At 65.8% G+C, this 17,589-nt stretch carries 15 protein-coding genes; 9 read left to right on the top strand and 6 right to left on the bottom strand.

The genetic code is table 11. The annotated features are described in order from the left end of the window. The first annotated feature begins 60 nt into the window (after positions 1-60). Positions 61-354 (top strand): DUF4193 domain-containing protein, encoded by a 294-nt coding sequence (locus tag LL236_RS11010; protein ID WP_228178831.1) that lies wholly within the window; start codon positions 61-63, stop codon positions 352-354. A 16-nt stretch (positions 355-370) separates the two neighbouring features. On the opposite strand, the gene LL236_RS11005 is transcribed toward LL236_RS11010, so the two are convergent. After that, on the bottom strand, positions 371-841 hold the full coding sequence (locus LL236_RS11005; RefSeq protein WP_228178829.1) for a DUF3093 family protein: 471 nt from the start codon (positions 839-841) through the stop codon (positions 371-373). Positions 842-865: 24 nt separating this feature from the next. Between LL236_RS11005 and dut the strand changes: the two genes are divergently transcribed. The 5 genes from dut to dxs all read left to right on the top strand — a co-directional run bounded on the left by dut (position 866) and on the right by dxs (position 7,766). Then, entirely contained in the window at positions 866-1,339 is a 474-nt protein-coding gene (gene dut, locus LL236_RS11000) for a dUTP diphosphatase (RefSeq protein ID WP_228178828.1), read from the top strand. Further along, positions 1,336-1,965: a DUF3710 domain-containing protein gene (locus LL236_RS10995; protein ID WP_228178827.1), complete on the top strand. Its 630-nt coding sequence runs from the start codon at positions 1,336-1,338 to the stop codon at positions 1,963-1,965. Before dut ends, LL236_RS10995 begins: the two co-directional genes overlap by 4 nt. A gap of 92 nt (positions 1,966-2,057) precedes the next feature. Next, a complete protein-coding gene (locus LL236_RS10990) occupies positions 2,058-2,717 on the top strand; it encodes a DUF3159 domain-containing protein (RefSeq protein ID WP_292729004.1) in 660 nt (219 codons plus the stop codon). 132 nt (positions 2,718-2,849) lie between these two features. Continuing rightward, entirely contained in the window at positions 2,850-5,684 is a 2,835-nt protein-coding gene (locus tag LL236_RS10985; RefSeq protein ID WP_228178822.1) for an aconitate hydratase, read from the top strand. Positions 5,685-5,819: 135 nt separating this feature from the next. After that, entirely contained in the window at positions 5,820-7,766 is a 1,947-nt protein-coding gene (gene dxs, locus LL236_RS10980) for a 1-deoxy-D-xylulose-5-phosphate synthase (protein ID WP_228178821.1), read from the top strand. A gap of 66 nt (positions 7,767-7,832) precedes the next feature. Here dxs and LL236_RS10975 read toward each other — a convergent pair whose 3' ends face one another. The 4 genes from LL236_RS10975 to LL236_RS10960 form a co-directional block, all read right to left on the bottom strand. Beyond that, positions 7,833-9,980, bottom strand: a complete 2,148-nt coding sequence (locus tag LL236_RS10975; protein WP_228178820.1) for a 3-hydroxyacyl-CoA dehydrogenase NAD-binding domain-containing protein — start codon at positions 9,978-9,980, stop codon at positions 7,833-7,835. A gap of 12 nt (positions 9,981-9,992) precedes the next feature. After that, positions 9,993-11,198: a thiolase family protein gene (locus LL236_RS10970; RefSeq protein WP_228178819.1), complete on the bottom strand. Its 1,206-nt coding sequence runs from the start codon at positions 11,196-11,198 to the stop codon at positions 9,993-9,995. A gap of 73 nt (positions 11,199-11,271) precedes the next feature. Next, positions 11,272-12,474: an HRDC domain-containing protein gene (locus LL236_RS10965; RefSeq protein WP_228178818.1), complete on the bottom strand. Its 1,203-nt coding sequence runs from the start codon at positions 12,472-12,474 to the stop codon at positions 11,272-11,274. After that, complete coding sequence (locus LL236_RS10960) at positions 12,467-13,051, bottom strand: DUF3000 family protein (RefSeq protein WP_228178817.1); 585 nt, start codon at positions 13,049-13,051, stop codon at positions 12,467-12,469. Before LL236_RS10960 ends, LL236_RS10965 begins: the two co-directional genes overlap by 8 nt. Positions 13,052-13,076: 25 nt before the next feature. Here LL236_RS10960 and LL236_RS10955 point away from each other — a divergent pair, with 25 nt between their 5' ends. Beyond that, positions 13,077-14,285: an alpha/beta hydrolase family protein gene (locus LL236_RS10955; RefSeq protein ID WP_228178816.1), complete on the top strand. Its 1,209-nt coding sequence runs from the start codon at positions 13,077-13,079 to the stop codon at positions 14,283-14,285. On the opposite strand, the gene LL236_RS10950 is transcribed toward LL236_RS10955, so the two are convergent. Further along, positions 14,257-14,964, bottom strand: a complete 708-nt coding sequence (locus tag LL236_RS10950) for a dihydrofolate reductase family protein (RefSeq protein ID WP_228178815.1) — start codon at positions 14,962-14,964, stop codon at positions 14,257-14,259. The two genes, LL236_RS10955 and LL236_RS10950, sit on opposite strands and share 29 nt — an antisense overlap. A gap of 158 nt (positions 14,965-15,122) precedes the next feature. Between LL236_RS10950 and zapE the strand changes: the two genes are divergently transcribed. Together zapE and LL236_RS10940 are read left to right on the top strand one after the other, a co-directional pair. Beyond that, on the top strand, positions 15,123-16,154 hold the full coding sequence (gene zapE / locus LL236_RS10945; RefSeq protein WP_228178814.1) for a cell division protein ZapE: 1,032 nt from the start codon (positions 15,123-15,125) through the stop codon (positions 16,152-16,154). A 181-nt stretch (positions 16,155-16,335) separates the two neighbouring features. After that, positions 16,336-17,565 (top strand): ammonium transporter, encoded by a 1,230-nt coding sequence (locus LL236_RS10940; RefSeq protein WP_228178813.1) that lies wholly within the window; start codon positions 16,336-16,338, stop codon positions 17,563-17,565. Positions 17,566-17,589: the final 24 nt, after the last annotated feature.

Raw genomic sequence — 17,589 nt, 5'->3', positions numbered from 1 at the left:
ATCGCCGCCCATAGCGGCCCCGCAGCACCGCACCACAGCATCACGCAACGGAAGTAGAGAATGGCCACCGACTACGACGCACCCCGCAAGAGCGACGACGACAGCGAGTCCATCGAGGCGCTCAAGGAGCGGGTCCCCGACAAGATGTCGGGTTCGGTCGACGTCGACGACTCCGACAACCCGTCTGGCTTCGAGCTGCCGGGGGCCGACCTCTCCGACCTCGAGCTTGACGTGGTGGTGCTCCCGCCGCAGCAGGACGAATTCACCTGCGCCAGCTGCTTCCTGGTGAAGCACCGCTCGCAGGTGGACCACGAGGAAGCAGTTGGCATCATCTGCAAGGAGTGCGCAGCCTGATCAGCGGGCGAACCGCCTAGTGCGACGCCTGCGCGCGCCGAATCGCCGCAGCGAGCCTGTCCGGTGTCCGACTCGAGATGACCCAGGCCCGTGCCGGGTCGTCCGAGTCGACGACAGGGACGACCACGAGCCCGTCGATCCCGCCGCGAATGACGTGCCATGCCGTCGCATCCAGTCCCGGGCCACGCGCGAAGCGCGCATCCTCACCAGTGAGGGCGACGGGTTCGCCGAGGTAGCTGGCCTCGATCCAGGCGCGGCCGGCGAAGACGCGTCCCTCGCTGACGCGAACGACCGGGCTGACCCAGACCAGCAGCGCAATTGCGGCGACCCCGATCACGGCACCGACAGCCAGTGCGACGGTGGTGTCGATCGGCACCAGGACCAGCGCCGCCATCGGCGCCACCACCGCCGCAGACACGACCACCCACAGCGACGGACCCAGCCGTTCGCGGTAGTCGGCTGACGTCTGGACTCTCGTCGTCGCCATCGTGTTCTGCATTACCCTCGTTGCGTGACCCCATCCGTGGACATCCCCATTATCGCCGCCCACCCGCCGACATACAGCCACCCGGGCGACGCCGGCGCGGATCTGGTCGCCGCTGAGGCCGTGCGCCTCGAGCCGGGGGAGCGCGCCCTCGTGGGAACCGGTGTTCGCATCGCACTCCCGGATGGATACGCGGCCTTCGTCGTTCCCCGGAGCGGGCTTGCCGCCAAGCACGGCATCACGGTTGTGAACTCGCCGGGCACGGTGGACGCCGGATACCGCGGCGAGATCAAGGTGTGCCTTCTGAACACCGACGCCCGTGAGTTTTACGAGATCGCGGTGGGGGACCGTATCGCGCAGATGATCATCATGCCGGTGACCATCGCGCGTTTCCTGCCCGTCGAGGAGTTGCCCGACAGCGTCCGCGGCGACGGCGGATTCGGATCGACCGGATGCGTCGGGGGTAGCGTTGACGGCATGGGACGGAGCGCAGCACGATGACGGAGCAGATCGACGACGGTTCACCCGACGCCTCGACGGACGGACCCGAGAAGGACGCCAAGTCCGCTCCCGCGGACCGGGAGCAGTCGGGCCCGTTCGATGAGGCCGAAGCGCGGGCCGTGCGTCCGTACATCGACCTCGGCGCGATCAAGATCCTGCCGCGTGAGGGCCTGAATTTGCGCCTCGAGGTGGAGGAGCAGACCAAGCGCATCGTCGCTGTCGGCCTTGACTACGCTGGTTCTACTCTGCAGGTCCAGGCTTTTGCAGCGCCTCGATCGACCGGTCTGTGGAACGAGACCCGAGACCAGATTCGCGCGCAGATCCGCCAACAGGGCGGTCGCGTCGAAGAGCGCCAGGGCCCGCTCGGGCCAGAGCTCCTCGCGGAAGTGCCGGTTGTGGCCGGAACCGATCCGTCGGCAGGTAAGCGCATCGCGCGCTTCATCGGTGTGGACGGACCCCGGTGGTTCCTGCGTGGCGTCGTCGGCGGCGCCGCGGCCACCGATGTGGAGGCTGCAGCACAGATCGAGGATCTGTTCCGCTCGATCGTCGTGGTGCGCGGGACCACCCCGATGCCCCCCCGAGACCTGATCCCGCTTCGAATGCCCGCAACGCCGGGTACCGCGTGAGCACTCCACGCTCGGGCGCCGATGACTCGGCGCAGCCCGAAGAGTCAGGGCCTTCCCCGGCAGGCGGAGAGCAGCCGCGGGTCTCGGATGCCGTGAGCGCCGCTCTCGGTGAGGCTGCTCGGCGCGCGGGGCTCGACCCCGCTCAGGACGTCACGACTGGGCGTGCAGTCTGGGCTGCGATCGGCGGCTGGCGCGGCATCCTCGAATCGGTCCTCCCAAGCCTTGCCTTCCTCGTGCTTTATACGCTCACGAGCGAACTTGTGCTGTCGCTCGCAGTGTCGGTGGGGCTCGCACTGGTTTTCACCGTCGCGCGTCTCATTGCGCGCTCGTCGCTGAACGCCGCGCTGGGGGGCTTGATCGCCGCAGCCGCTGCAGCAGCGCTTGCCCTCTGGACGGGAAGGGCGGAGGACAACTTCGTCCTCGGTTTCGTCACGAACGCCGTCTACGGATCAGCATTTCTGGTGTCAGCGGTAGTGGGATGGTCGCTGATCGGGCTCGCCGTGGGATTCCTCATGGGCGAGGGAACGGCCTGGCGCCGCGACCCGCGCAAGCGCCGGGTCTTCTTCTGGCTGTCGATCGCATGGGCCGCGCTCTTCGCTGCGCGCCTGATCGTCCAGCTCCCGCTCTACTTCGCGGGAGACGTGACGGCGCTCGGGACGACCAAGCTGCTGATGGGCATCCCGCTATTCGCGCCCCTCATCGCCGTGACCTGGCTGGTGGTTCGGGCTCTGTATCCGCGCCGCGCCGAGTGATACCATTTATCTTGACGTCAAGATACTTTTCGGCTTCAGACCCAGTAAGGCTCGCCTTGCTGGCAGGGTCCGAAGCTGACGAACAAGATGGGGAGCGACCGGCTTCCCGCCTCCGCCGACGAAGGAGCACACATGTCCACCGTTGACAGCTTCGGTGCCAAGAGCACACTGACAGTCGGGGAGACCGACTACGAAATCTTCCGGATCGACTCCGTCGCCGGCTACGAGAAGCTTCCCTTCAGCTTGAAGGTGTTGCTGGAGAACCTGCTTCGCACCGAGGACGGTGCGAACGTCACCAAGGAGCAGATCCAGGCGCTCGGTTCCTGGAACCCTGACGCCGAGCCCGACACCGAGATCCAGTTCACCCCGGCACGCGTCGTGATGCAGGACTTCACCGGTGTTCCCTGCATCGTCGATCTCGCGACGATGCGCGAGGCCGTGACCGACCTCGGTGGGGATCCCGCCAAGATCAACCCGCTTTCGCCCGCCGAGATGGTGATCGACCACTCGGTGATCGCCGACCTCTTCGGAACGCCCAACGCACTCGAGCGCAATGTCGAGATCGAGTACGAGCGCAACGGCGAGCGTTACCAGTTCCTGCGGTGGGGCCAGACGGCCTTCGACGACTTCAAGGTCGTTCCCCCCGGCACCGGCATCGTGCACCAGGTGAACATCGAGCACCTCGCGAAGGTCGTGTACGACCGTGAGGTCGGCGGTGTGCTCCGCGCCTACCCCGACACGTGCGTCGGTACCGACTCGCACACCACTATGGTCAACGGTCTCGGCGTGCTCGGTTGGGGAGTGGGCGGCATCGAGGCCGAGGCCGCCATGCTCGGTCAGCCGGTCTCCATGCTCATCCCGCGAGTCGTGGGCTTCAAGCTCACCGGCTCGATCCCGGCGGGCGTGACCGCCACGGATGTCGTGCTCACGATCACCGACATGCTCCGCAAGCACGGCGTGGTCGGCAAGTTCGTCGAGTTCTATGGCGAAGGTGTGGCATCCGTTCCCCTGGCCAACCGCGCGACCATCGGCAATATGAGCCCCGAGTTCGGTTCGACCGCTGCGATGTTCCCGATCGACGATGTCACGCTCGACTACCTGCGCCTCACCGGCCGCGACGAGCAGACCGTCGCGCTGGTCGAGGCCTACGCGAAGCAGCAGGGGATGTGGCACGACCCGGCACGTGAGCTCGTCTTCAGCGAGTACATGGAGCTTGACCTCGGTACCGTCGTCCCCTCGATCGCCGGCCCCAAGCGCCCGCAGGATCGCATCCTGCTTTCTGAGGCGAAGGCGCAGTTCGAGAAGGACATTCTCAACTACGCCGCGCCGACGTCATCGGATTCGATCGTCGACCTCGAGTCGCAAGGCTCCTTCCCGGCATCCGACCCGGGCGGGGAGCCCGGCGACGAGGACGGTCACGTGCACGACGTCCTCATCTCATCCGGCGGCCCCGTCGCGGCATCCAAGCCCGTGAAGGTGACCACGCCCGAGGGCCAGAGCTACCTGCTCGACAACGGCGCGGTAACCCTCGCCGCGATCACCTCCTGCACCAACACCTCGAACCCATCGGTCATGCTCGCAGCGGGCCTGCTGGCAAAGAAGGCCGTGGACAAGGGGCTCAAGCGCAAGCCGTGGGTCAAGACGACCCTCGGGCCGGGGTCCAAGGTCGTCACCGACTACTACGAGTCCTCGGGCCTCGACAAGGCGCTGGAGGGTCTCGGCTTCTACACGGTCGGCTACGGCTGCACGATCTGCATCGGTAACTCCGGTCCGCTCATCGACGAGGTGTCGGCAGCGATCAATGACCACGACCTTGCAGTGACCGCGGTGCTCTCGGGCAACCGCAACTTCGAGGGTCGGATCAGCCCGGATGTCAAGATGAACTATCTGGCATCGCCGCCTCTCGTGGTGGCCTACGCCCTGGCCGGCTCGATGAACTTCGACTTCGAGACCGACCCGCTCGGCCAGGACCAGGAGGGGAACGACGTGTTCCTCAAGGACATCTGGCCCTCGACCGACGAGGTCCAGGAGGTCATCGACTCGTCGATCTCGCGTGAGCAGTTCATCAAGCAGTACGCGACAGTGTTCGACGGTGACGAGCGGTGGCGGAGCCTTCCCACCCCGGATGCCGCGCAGTTCGAATGGGACCCGAACTCCACCTACGTTCGCAAGGCCCCGTACTTCGACGGCATGACGATGGAGCTCACCCCCGTAAGCGACATTCGCGGAGCACGCGTGATGGCTACCCTCGGTGACTCGGTGACGACCGACCACATCAGCCCCGCCGGAAACATCAAGGCGGGAACCCCCGCCGCTCGGTATCTGGCAGAGCACGGCGTCGCGCAGAAGGACTTCAACTCCTACGGCTCGCGCCGCGGAAACCACGAAGTCATGATCCGCGGCACGTTCGCCAATATCCGGCTGAAGAACGAACTTGTCGCTGCCGTCAACGACGGTCAGGTTGTCGAGGGCGGATACACGCGCGACTTTACGCAGGAGGGCGGCCCGCAGTCCTACATCTACGACGCGAGCATGAACTACCAGGAGCGCGGTATTCCGCTGGTGGTCTTCGGCGGCAAGGAGTACGGCTCCGGTTCATCGCGCGACTGGGCTGCCAAGGGAACGAATCTGCTGGGCGTGAAGGCCGTCATCACCGAGAGCTTCGAGCGTATCCACCGCTCGAACCTCATCGGGATGGGTGTCGTGCCGCTGCAGTTCCCCGCCGGGGAAAGCTGGAAGTCTCTCGGCCTGGACGGCACCGAGGTCATCAGCATCACCGGCCTCGAGCAGCTCAACGAAGGCGTGACACCCAAGACGGTGCGGGTGACCGCCGAGCCGAGCGAGTTCTCGTCGGAGGGCAAGCAGACCATCGAGTTCGACGCGATCGTTCGCATCGACACCCCGGGAGAGGCTGACTACTACCGCAACGGCGGCATCCTCCAGTACGTGCTGCGCTCGCTCGTCTGAGGTTCATCACGGCGCTGTCGACGTTCATCGCTGGGCGGGATCGAAACACGAGTGTGCTCGATCCCGCCCAGTGGTGCCTCGATAGACTTGCCAGATCGCATCCCAGCTGGGATGCGACCCGACGGGAGGAGTGAGATGGCTCTGCTGCCCACGATCCGCTCACCACGGGATCTGGACGCGCTCACGACGGATCAGCTGTGCGAACTCGCAGCAGAGGTGCGCGCGTTTCTCGTCGAGAACGTCGCCCGCACGGGAGGCCACCTCGGGCCGAACCTCGGAGTGGTTGAACTGACCATCGCGCTCCATCGGGTGTTCTCGTCACCCGATGACCCGATCATCTTCGACACCGGGCACCAGTCGTATGTCCACAAACTCCTCACGGGGCGTCAGGATTTCTCACAGCTGCGCAGCCGTGATGGGCTCGCCGGCTACCCTCAGCGCTCGGAAAGTGAACACGACGTCGTCGAGTCGTCGCACGCCTCCAGCTCCCTGAGCTGGGCTGACGGAATTTCGCGGGCTTTCGCGCGAACAGGTCGTCGAGATCGGCACGTGGTGGCCGTTGTCGGTGATGGCTCGCTGACGGGCGGCATGACCTGGGAAGCGCTCAACAACATCTCGGACGACAACGATCGCAATCTGGTCATCGTCGTCAACGACAACGGACGCTCGTACGCACCGACGATCGGCGGCATGGCGCGCTATCTGAATCGTGTACGTACGGCATCCAGCTACGAGACGCTGCGTAAACGCTCCGACCGGATATCCAGCCGACTCGGGCCTGCAGCTCGCGCCTTCTACCGGGGGGTGCGCGGCGGAACGCGGGGATTCCTTTCCCGATTCACCAATAACGAGGCGTTGTACTCCAACCTCGATATCAAGTACCTCGGCCCGATCGACGGCCACGACCTGCCGATGCTGCTCGAAACACTCGAGCTCGCGAAGGAGCACGGGGCGCCTGTCATCGTGCACGCGATCACCGAGAAGGGTCGCGGTTACGAACCAGCCCTTCGCGACGTCGCGGACCAGTTCCATGCTGTGGGCAAGATCGACCCCGTTTCGGGTGAGCCGGTCGGTGGGTCGGGCGCATCGGCCTGGACCGATGTCTTCGCCCAGGAGCTCGTGGAGGTGGGAACCGAGCGCGAAGACGTGATCGCCATCACCGCTGCCATGCTGCGCCCCACGGGCCTGCAACCGTTCGCAGAGCGCTTCCCGCAGCGGGTCTACGACGTCGGCATCGCTGAACAGCACGCCGTTGCGTCAGCCGCGGGTCTCGCCTTCGGGGGCCTGCATCCGGTCGTGGCGATCTACGCCACCTTCATGAACCGTGCGTTCGACCAGGTCATGATGGATGTCGCTCTGCACCGCGCGGGCGTCACCTTCGTCCTCGATCGCGCCGGTGTCACCGGGCCTGACGGTCCGAGCCACCACGGCGTGTGGGACCTTGCCATGCTCCAACTCGTCCCGAACATCCGGATCGCTGCCCCGCGGGACGCGGAGCGTCTGCGCGAAGAGTTCCGCGAGGCTGTCGCGGTGTCTGATGCACCCACGGTGGTGCGCTTCCCGAAGGGGTCAGTGCTTCCCGACCTTCCCGCCGTCGAACGTCTGGAGGATGGCGTCGATGTCCTTACAAGGGGAGGCGCGGAAGACGTTCTGCTGGTGGGCATCGGCCCCATGGCGCACATCGCTATGGACGTCGCCAGCCGCCTGCGCGCCCAAGGGATCGGCGCGACGGTCATCGACCCGCGCTGGGTGATCCCCGTACAGCGTTCTGTCATCGACCTCGCCGCCGCGCACCGGCTCGTGATCACGATCGAAGACGGCATCCGTGTCGGCGGGATCGGGACGCGCGTGCGCCAGGTCCTGCGCGAGGCGGGCGTCGATACCGCCGTTGATGAGCTCGGCCTTCCGGATGAGTTCATCGCCCATGCAAGCCGTGAGCAGATCCTCGAGGATGCGGGGCTGGTCGCCAGCAAGATCGCTCAGGATGTGGTCGCTCAAGTTCTCGGCACCAGAATTCCGATCGCGCGCCGCGCTGAAAACAGCTCCGATTTCATCGCCGAGTTCGCCCAGCGCCGCGACTGACGCAACAACGGCAAACGAGGAGGGGCCCGGCTGATCCAGCCGGGCCCCTCCTCGTTTGTCGCCAGGTCAGACGGCGGCGATTCCTCGGATCGGAGGTTCGTGGAAGGTACCCCCGAACACGCGCTGAGATGCGCCCTCGCGATCAAGGTACGGCGATGCGCCCCCGTCGATGAAGGGCCAGCCGGCGCCGAGGATCAGGCAGAGATCGATGTCTTCAACCTCGGGTACGACGCCCTCATCGAGCATGATGCGGATCTCCTGCGCCAACCCGTCCTGGACGCGGCGGAGAATCTCGTCTTCGCCTGCCGGGGCGGTACCCACGGCCGGCTTGAGGATCTTCTCGGCAGGCTTCGTCCAACCGGTGACCTTGCCGTTCTTGTCCTTCTCCACGACCTGGGGCAGCTCCGCCAGCTCGTGGAAGTTCTCGTTGGCGTAGAAGCGTTCGGGGAAAGCGGAAGCCATGGTGTCCTGCACATGCGCAGCGACCTTCCAGCCGACGAGGTCGATGAGCTGGAAGGGACTCATCGGTAGCCCCAGAGGGCTGAAGGCCTTCTCGACCGTGAGCAGCGGCGTGCCCTCGTACACGGCCCGAGCAGCCTCGCCCATGACCTTCGCGAGAAGGCGATTGACGACGAAGCCCGGGGCATCGGCCGTCAAGACGGCGTTCTTGCCCAGACCCTTGGCCACAACGAAGGCAGTCGACAGCGCCGCCTCGTCGGTGGTGGGGGTCTTCACGATTTCGATCAGCGGCATCACCGCCACCGGGTTGAAGAAGTGGAATCCCACGAGCCGCTCCGGGTGCTCGAGCTCCGCTCCGATCTCTTCGACCGACAGCGACGACGTGTTTGTCGCGAGGATCGCGTCTTCGGCGATGATCCTCTCGATCTCGCCGAACACCTGCTGCTTGACCCCGACCTCCTCGAAAACCGCCTCGATCACGAAGTCGCAGTCGGCGTACTCGTTCTTGTCGGTGGTGCCGTGGATGAGCGCACGAAGGCGATTCGCACCATCCCCGTCGAGTCGTCCCTTCTGCTCGAGCTTGCCGATCTCTTCGTGGATGTAGGCGAGTCCCTTGTCGACGCGCGCCTGATCAAGGTCGGTGATCAGGACCGGCACCTGGAGCTTTCGCACGAACAGCAGCGCGAACTGGCTGGCCATGAGGCCGGCACCGATGATCCCGACCTTCTGGACCTTCTTGGCAAGCGCCTTGTCGGGAGCGCCGACGGGTCGCTTGGCACGCTTCTGTACGAGGTCGAACGCGTACATGGATGCCGCGAACTGATCGCCGGTGATGAGATCGGTCAGTGCCTCATCCTCGCGAGCGAAGCCCTCTGCTTTCGTGCCGCCCTTGGCCTTATCGAGAAGATCGAGCGCGACGTAGGGGGAGCGGGGGACCGTGCCGATGCGGCTCTCCAGCATCCCGCGAGCCATCTTGATCGCGATCGGCCACTTGGTCAGACGCTCGATCTTGCCCGGCTCGTTCTTGCGCTCGACCTTGACCGAGCCGGTGAGGACGCCATCGGCCCAGCGCAGTGAATCCTCAAGGTAATTCGCTGCCGGGAAGATGGCATCCATGATGCCGAGGTCGTAAGCCTGCTGGGGCTTGAGTACCCGGTTCTGCTTCAGCGGGTTGGAGACGACGACTTCGAGCGCGTTCTCGATACCGATGAGGTTGGGGAGCAGGTACGCTCCACCCCAGCCGGGAATGATGCCGAGGAACACCTCGGGGAGCGCGATAGCGGCCGCCGAAGCATCCACCGTGCGATACGTGGAGTTCAGCGCGATCTCGAGCCCGCCGCCGAGCGCGAGACCGTTCACGAAAGCGAAGCTGGGTACGCCGAGGCTCGAGAGCTTGCCGAGGACCTGATGGCCCCGCTGCGCGATCAGTTTGGCGATAGCGGCCGAGGGAACCCGAGAGACGTCGCTCAGGTCGGCACCGGCGGCAAGAATGTACTGCTTGCCCGTGATGGCCACAGCATCGATCTCGCCGGCCGCGGCGCGAGCGGCGAGAGCGTCGAGTGTTTCCCCGAGCTCCTTGAGCGTTGCCGGTCCGAGCGTGTTGGGCCGCGTGTGATCACGCCCGTTGTCGAGGGTGACAAGGGCCAGCACCTTGCCGGAGGCCAGACGCACGTCGGTCACCAGCGAGTGCGTGATGACCTCGCCGTCGGTGAGGTCATCCAGCGGCGAGAAGTCGATCTCGTCGTAGTTGGTCATGGCGGCGAACTCCTACTTCTTCTTCTTGCCGTTGTAGTGCGGGTTTTCCCAAACGACCGAACCGCCCTGCCCGAGACCCACGCACATGGCGGTCAAGCCGTACCGGACGTCGGGGCGTTCGGCGAACTGTGCCGCAAGTTGGATCATCAGCCGCACGCCGGATGCCGCGAGCGGGTGCCCCAGAGCAATGGCGCCACCCCACTGGTTCACGCGAGGGTCGTCATCCGCCACGCCGAAGTGATCGAGCAGTGACAGCACCTGCACGGCGAAGGCCTCGTTGAGTTCGAACAGCCCGATGTCATCGATCGTCAGGCCGGCTTTCTGAAGCGCCTTCTCGGTAGAAGGAATGGGCCCGATGCCCATGATTTCGGGCTGCACTCCCGCGAAAGCGAAAGACACCAGTCGCATCTTGGGGGCGAGCCCGAACTGCTTGACCGCGTCGCCGCTGGCCAGAAGCCCCATCGTGGCCCCGTCTGTGAGCGGTGATGACGTGCCCGCGGTAACGCGCCCGTGCGGGCGGAACGGGGTCTTCAGCGATGCGAGCCCTTCCATCGTCGTCTCCGGGCGGCGACCCTCATCCTCCGTCGCGAGCCCCCAGGCACCCTCAGCAGTCTTGATCGCGACGGGGACGAGATCAGGCTGGATCTTTCCGGCGTCATAGGCTGCCTGCGCCTTCTGCTGACTCCTCATGCCGAAGCGGTCGGCGCGCTCCTTGGTGAGCTGCGGGAAGCGGTCATGCAACCGCTCAGCGGTGACGCCCATGTTCAGCGCGCCCGGATCGACCATCTTCTCCGCGACGAAGCGCGGGTTGGGGTCGGCGTTGGAGCCGATCGGGTGGCGGCCCATGTGCTCAACGCCGCCGGCGATCGCAAGGTCATACATGCCGAAACCGATCGAGCCGGCCATCGTGGTGACACTCGTCATCGCCCCGGCACACATGCGGTCGATCGCGAAGCCAGGAACGGTCATCGGCAGTCCGGCGAGGATCGCCGCAGACCTGCCGAGCGTCAGTCCCTGATCGCCGGTCTGTGATGTCGCGGCGATCGCAACATCGTCAATGCGGTCTTTCGGAACGTCGGGATTGCGTTCCATCAGTCCGATGATCGCTTTGACTGCCAGGTCGTCAGCCCGGGTGTTCCAGTACATGCCCTTCTCGCCCGCGCGCCCGAATGGGGTGCGCATACCGTCGACGAAGAAGACGTCCGACATTTCGGCCACTCTGCCTCCAAGGATTGGGAATGACGCCAGCCTAGGAAGGAGTCAAAACGGCGCGGAATCGGTTGGGTCGAACCTACGAAGCCCTCTCGGAGGCCTCCGGCGAGGGTTGACCGGATTCCACAAAGGCTTCGGCGATCACCTGTGCAGTCTGCTCAATTTGCCAGGGTCGCGCACCGAGTTCCGACAGCGCTGCGCCGATGGACTCGGCGTCGATCGACGCCGGGGGAGCCCAGGCGACGCGTCGGAGCAGCTCCGGGGTGAGGAGGTTCTCGACCGGCATGTGCAGCGACTGCGCGAGTTCGTCGATCGCCGGCTTGGCGGCCTTCAGACGGGCGTCGGCCTCGGGCGCGCGATCGGCCCACGCCCTTACCGGCGGGATCGTGTCGGTGTTTCGCACCCGTTCGGGTGGCAGGTCGGGGTCGGCGCGTCCTGCTTCGAATGCTGCCCACCACCGATCGAGCTCGGAGCGGCTGGCTCGGCCGGTGAACTCTTTGACCGCCGCGAGCTGCTGCTTGGTCTTCGGGTCGGCCAGGATAGCCGCGACCAGAGCACGGTCGGGCACGAGTCGCCCTGGCGAGACATCCTGCGTGATCGCTAGTTCTTCACGGGCGAGCCACAGCGCCCGCGCGATCGCGAGCCCCCGGCGTCCACGCACCGTGTGGAGACCACTGAGCCGGCGCCAGGGATCCTCCCGCGGCGGTTTGGGCTCCCGGGTGAGGACCGCAGAGAACTCCTGCGCCGCGAACGCCGTCTTGCCGGCATCCGCGAGCTGCTCGACAAGGATGTCGCGCACATCGATCAGGTACTCGACATCGAGCGCGGCGTACTCGAGCCACGCCTGCGGAAGAGGACGAGTGGACCAGTCGGATGCCGAGTGTGCCTTTGCCAGGGTGACGCCGAGGGTTTCTTCGACGACGGCACCCAGGCCCACACGCTCTCGTCCGAGAAGTCGTGATGCCAGTTCGGTGTCGAAGATCGTCGGAGGCTCGAGGCCGAGCTCGCGCAGGGAAGGCAGGTCCTGACTGGCGGCGTGAAAGACCCACTCGAGGTCACCGATTGCCTGTTGCAGTGACGTGAAGTCGGCACCGACAGCTGGTGGGTCGACCAGGAAGACGCCGGCGCCACGGCGGAAGAGTTGAACGAGGTAGGCGCGCTGCGAGTAGCGGAATCCGGAGGCGCGCTCGACGTCGACGGCCACCGGTCCTTCGCCTGCTGCGAGCTCAGCGGCGGCACGATGCAATCCGTCGGCATCCGCGATGACGGTGTACTCAGCCACGGCTCACCCGGCGGGACGTCACCGTTGCGATCTGCTCAGAGCCGGGCGGGAGCCCCGCCAGCATGCAGACGAGCTCTGCCCAGGCCTCGACGTGCGCGGTGAGGTTCGCAGTCGGTGTCCAGGATGCGCGCAACTCGATCTGAGCGCCGTCACCCTCGTCGGCAAGACTCCCGAATCCTTTGGAGAGGGTTTTCGTGGCGGTTCCGGAGGGAGAGTGGTACGTCGCAGCGTGAGCCTGGAGGGCGTCGGTGAGCCATGACCACGTCACATCCGCCAGCAGCGCATCCATGCCGATTTCGGGCTCGAGCGGTGCCTGCGCAAAGCACACGATGCGCCAGGTGCCGTTCCACTGGGCGGGCTCATCCGGGTCGTGCAACAGGATGAAGCGACCAGTTCCGTAGGCTGAATCATTGCCGGATGCCTCGGGCCTCACGTCCGCAGCCAACGCAAGCGCATGAGGAGCAAGGCCTGCTGGTGCGGGGATCTCCCGGACCGTGAGGTCGTCACGAAAGGTGGCCTCGCGAATCACCGCGGCCACGTCGTCGAATGCCACCCCCGACAGAAGGTCTCCGGTCACCCCGACAGACTAGAGTGAGGACCCCATGGTCGAGTCCAGGCGCGCCGCCTCCCCACAGTACGTCGTTGTCGTCAAGGCGGCCCTTGCGGTGATCTCGCTGGCCCTCGGCGCTGTCCTCGCGCTGTGGGGCGGGATCGCCGTCCGAATGGCGAGGAAGGTGGTCACGCCGGCAGCGCGCATCCCCGATTGCCGCATCCTCGAACTTGATACCTCTGCCCAGACCATCACGCTGACGCGCACTCCCGACACCGAACTCGCTGGCCGGTATGGCCTGTTCACGACGGGCACCGAGCGCTACCTCAAACTCGGATCCGTGCTGTCGGAGACAACCGACACCGTCAAGCGGAAGCTCCTCACTCACGTCGGTCCTCAGGCTCGGATCGTCAGGGATGCCGCATTCAGCGGGTGGTACTACGAGCGCCCCGAGGAACTGCATCTGCCCTTCAGCCCCGAGCTCGTCGGCTCCGCACTCGGTCCCTGCCCCGCGTGGTTGTTCCCCGCCGGTGAGGGGGACATCTGGGTGATCCAGGTGCACGGGCGCGGCACCACTCGCGCGGAGTGCCTGCGCGCCGTGCCGATCTTCCACGGGCTTGGTATCACCTCGCTGGTCGTCTCGTATCGCAACGACGGCGAGGCGCCCCGCAGCCGCTCCGGCACCTACACGCTCGGAGCCACCGAGTGGCGCGACGTCGACGCCGCTGTCGGCTTCGCCCGCCGCCGGGGGGCGAAGCGAGTCATCATCATGGGGTGGTCCATGGGAGGAGCGATCGCACTGCAGCTCGCCCTGAACTCGGCCCATCGCGATCTCATCGTCGGCCTCGTTCTCGACTCACCGGTCGTCGATTGGCGCATCGTGCTCGATTACCAAGCGCGGCTCATCAAGCTGCCTCCGGCTGTCACGCGCCTGGCGATCACCGTCCTCGGTGCCGACTGGGCGACGGCCCTCACCGGCGCCGGCGCTGCGATCCCCTTCCGACGCCTCGATGTGCTTGCCCGTGCGGCGGAGCTGCGGCATCCGATTCTCATTCTCCACAGCGACGATGACGGGTTCGTCCCCTCGGATGCTTCCCACGATCTGGTGGTTGCACGCCCCGACCTCGTGGACCTCGACGTCTTCAGTGTCGCCCGCCACACGAAGCTGTGGAACTACGACCAAGAGCGCTGGACGGGCAGGATCACGCGGTGGCTGACACACCACGGGTTCGTCAGCGAGCGCGCAGACGCAGATACGTGAACCCCGTGTCGTCGACGAGGTGACCCGCGATCTCCGTCTCGACGGCGTCGTTGATCCCCAGAAACGGATGATCGGCGGGCGTCAGCGCGGGCGCGACAGTGATGCAGTACTCGTCGATGATCCCCGACTCCGCGAACTGTCGAGCCAGCGACGGTCCACCCTCGCACACGAGGCGACGAAGGCCTCGGTCTCGGAGAGCGTCGACGATCTGCTGCGGTGTCGTTTCATCGGCGGGCAGTCCGACGACCTCGGCGGAAAGGTGAGCGACTGAGGCTTCGACCTGCTCCGTCCGTGACGCGGGACACAGGACGATGAGGCGCTGGCCCGCCTCGTCCGAGACTCGCAACCCCTCGAGTGAGCCAGAGCGCGTCACGACCGCAAGAGTGGCGGACCGGGGGAGAAGGTAGCTCTCGGCGCGAACTGTCTGCGCCCCGACGATCACGGCATCCGCCGCCGCGCGGATGGCGCTGAGAATTAGCCGGTCCGCTCCTCCGGTGAGCGTCTCGCTGGTGCCGTCACCGCCGACGGCGGACCCGGTGAGGGAGGTGATCATGTTCAGCCGCACAGTCTCCGCCTCCGCCGACCCGTAGCGCGCGGCGATCCACGCGCGTGCTGCATCACGATCGGCATCGATGTCGATCGTGTCGAGGCTTCGGGGAGACAGCTCGGTCACGATCATGGAGAGATCCTCTCTGTGCCCACGGGAGTTCGGTCGGGGGAGTCTTCGGGTGCGCGGGGCGCGGCGACAGCCCGCGTAAGGTAGGAGGGTCCTCCCGCCCCCCTGACTCTAGGCGGCACGCGGCCAGCCCGCATCCGTCTCCGCCGCGGAAGCAACCCATGCCAGCATCCGGCCCCACCGGCATCGTCCACCTCGCAACGCGTTCTCCCGAACTCTCCGGCGACCAGATGGTGGCGTCACTCACGCCTCCGCCGCAGTTCGCGCACGCGTCTTTCGAGTCGTACCGCGCCGACCCGGCCTTCCCGTCACAGCAGGAGGCGAAGGAGATGCTCATCGCCTTTGCCGGTGGACGACCCGACGCGCCGCGCGGGGGGCTGTTCCGGCGCCGTCCTAAGCAGCCCGAACTGAAGCCCGGCGTGTACCTCGACGGCGGGTTCGGGGTCGGCAAGACGCACTTGCTCGCCGCGATCTACCATGCGATGCCGGTGCGGCGGAAGTACTTCGGATCGTTCATCGAGTACACGGCGCTGGTCGGGGCCCTGGGCTACCAGAACGTCGTCAAACTCTTCACCGGCGCCGACCTTCTGTGCATCGACGAGTTCGAACTCGATGATCCCGGCGACACGATGGTCATGACGCGTCTGCTGGGCGAGCTGGTCGCCACGGGAACCCGGCTGGCGGCGACATCGAACACCCCACCCAATGCGCTCGGTGAGGGGCGATTCGCGGCGCAGGACTTCCTGCGTGAGATCCACGCGATGGCCGAGAGTTTCCAGACCATACGGATCGACGGCACCGACTACCGTCACCGCGACGTAGACGGACACGCGGTGGCCCTGGAGGCTGCCGACTACGAAGCGGCAATCGAATCGGCATCCGGCGAGGCACTGGTCAGCGACGACGCCTTCGACGATGTGGTCGCTCAGTTGGCGCGCGTGCACCCTTCCCGGTACATCCGTCTCATCGAGGGGGTGTCGTTGGTGGGTCTGCGTGACGTGTCGGCGTTCACCGATCAGTCCGCAGCGCTGAGGTTCGTCGCTCTCGTCGACCGCATCTATGACGCGCAGATACCGATTCGGGCCACCGGCATCACCCTGGACCGGGTGTTTCCGGAGGCAATGCTGGCCGGTGGGTATCGCAAGAAGTATCTCCGGGCCATCTCGCGCCTGGTCGCATCGACGCTCGCGTGAAGTTCGTGGCGACCTCGGGGTCGCCCGAAACCTGATGTTTACCTGAGCGTCGGTCGTGTAACAGACGTGAAACACGGGGCACCCTCTGGTCGAAACCGGTCGGCGCGAGACTGGCTCCGCAAGTGCCCGACTACCCGCGTCGGTGCAGCTTTTGACACACGACACGAATTGAGGATTCTCAATGGATGCTGGAAATCTCGCCTGGTCCGTCGCCGCGACGGCCCTGGTGCTCTTTATGACGCCGGGTGTGGCGTTCTTCTATGGAGGCCTTGTCAAGGCCAAGAGCGTCGTCAGCATGATGATGATGAGCTTCGGGGCGCTTGGTCTCGTGAGCGTTCTCTGGATCCTGTACGGCTTCAACATGTCCGCCGTCTCGAGCACCTGGGAGTTCGCAGGCAACCCGTTCTCGGACTTCGGTCTGGGCGGCGCAAGCAGCGACACCCTGGTCGGGGCGACCTTCGGGGCCACCTTCGCCATCATCACCGTCGCGCTGATCTCGGGTGCGATCGCTGACCGCGCGCGGTTCGGATCGTGGATGATCTTCGCCGGCGTGTGGGCAACCGTGGTCTACTTCCCCGTCGCCGCGTGGGTCTGGGGCGGTGGCTGGATCATGGGCCTCGGCGAAACCCTGGGCTTCTCGACGAGCGTTATCGACTACGCGGGTGGTACTGCCGTTCACATCAACGCCGGTGCTGCGGCCCTCGCTCTCGCGCTGGTTCTCGGCAAGCGCATCGGATTCCAGAAGGGCATCAACAAGCCGCACAGCGTGCCGCTGGTCATGCTCGGGGCTTCGATCCTGTGGTTCGGCTGGTTCGGATTCAACGCGGGTGCTGAGGGTACCTTCAACCTGCTCGGAACCGAGGACTCGACAGTAGGCCTCATCATTGTGAACACGCTCGGCGCTACCGCGGCCGCCATCATCGGTTGGCTGATCGTCGAGAAGTTCAAGGATGGCAAGGCGACCTCCGTGGGTGCTGCGTCTGGCGCGGTTGCCGGTCTGGTTGCGATCACGCCGGCTTGTGCGAGCCTCACGCCGGGTTGGGCTCTCCTCCTCGGTCTGGTCACTGGTGTCATCTGCGCCTTCGCCATCGAGCTGAAGTGGAAGCTCGGCTACGACGACTCGCTCGACGTGGTCGGCGTCCACCTCGTCGGTGGTCTCGTCGGTACCCTCTACCTCGGGTTCTTCGCGACGGAGACCGGTCTGTTCGTGGGTGGGAACTATGAGCAGATCGTGCTGCAGCTCATTGCCGCGGTGGGCGTGCTCGTCTACTCCTTCGTCGTCGCCTGGATCCTCGGCTTCGCGATCGAGAAGACGATCGGTTTCCGCATCAAGAACGAGGACGAGCTCGCCGGTGTGGACGTGTCGGTCCACGGCGAAGACGGCTACGCGTACGAGACAGTCGAGAAGTAAGCTTCAGCTGTCTTCACACAGCGG

The sequence above is a fragment of the Microbacterium schleiferi genome (genome assembly GCF_020781975.1).
Classification (GTDB): domain Bacteria; phylum Actinomycetota; class Actinomycetes; order Actinomycetales; family Microbacteriaceae; genus Microbacterium.
The sequence above is the reverse complement of the archived record's forward strand: the minus strand, read 5'-3'. Positions and strand labels throughout refer to the sequence as shown.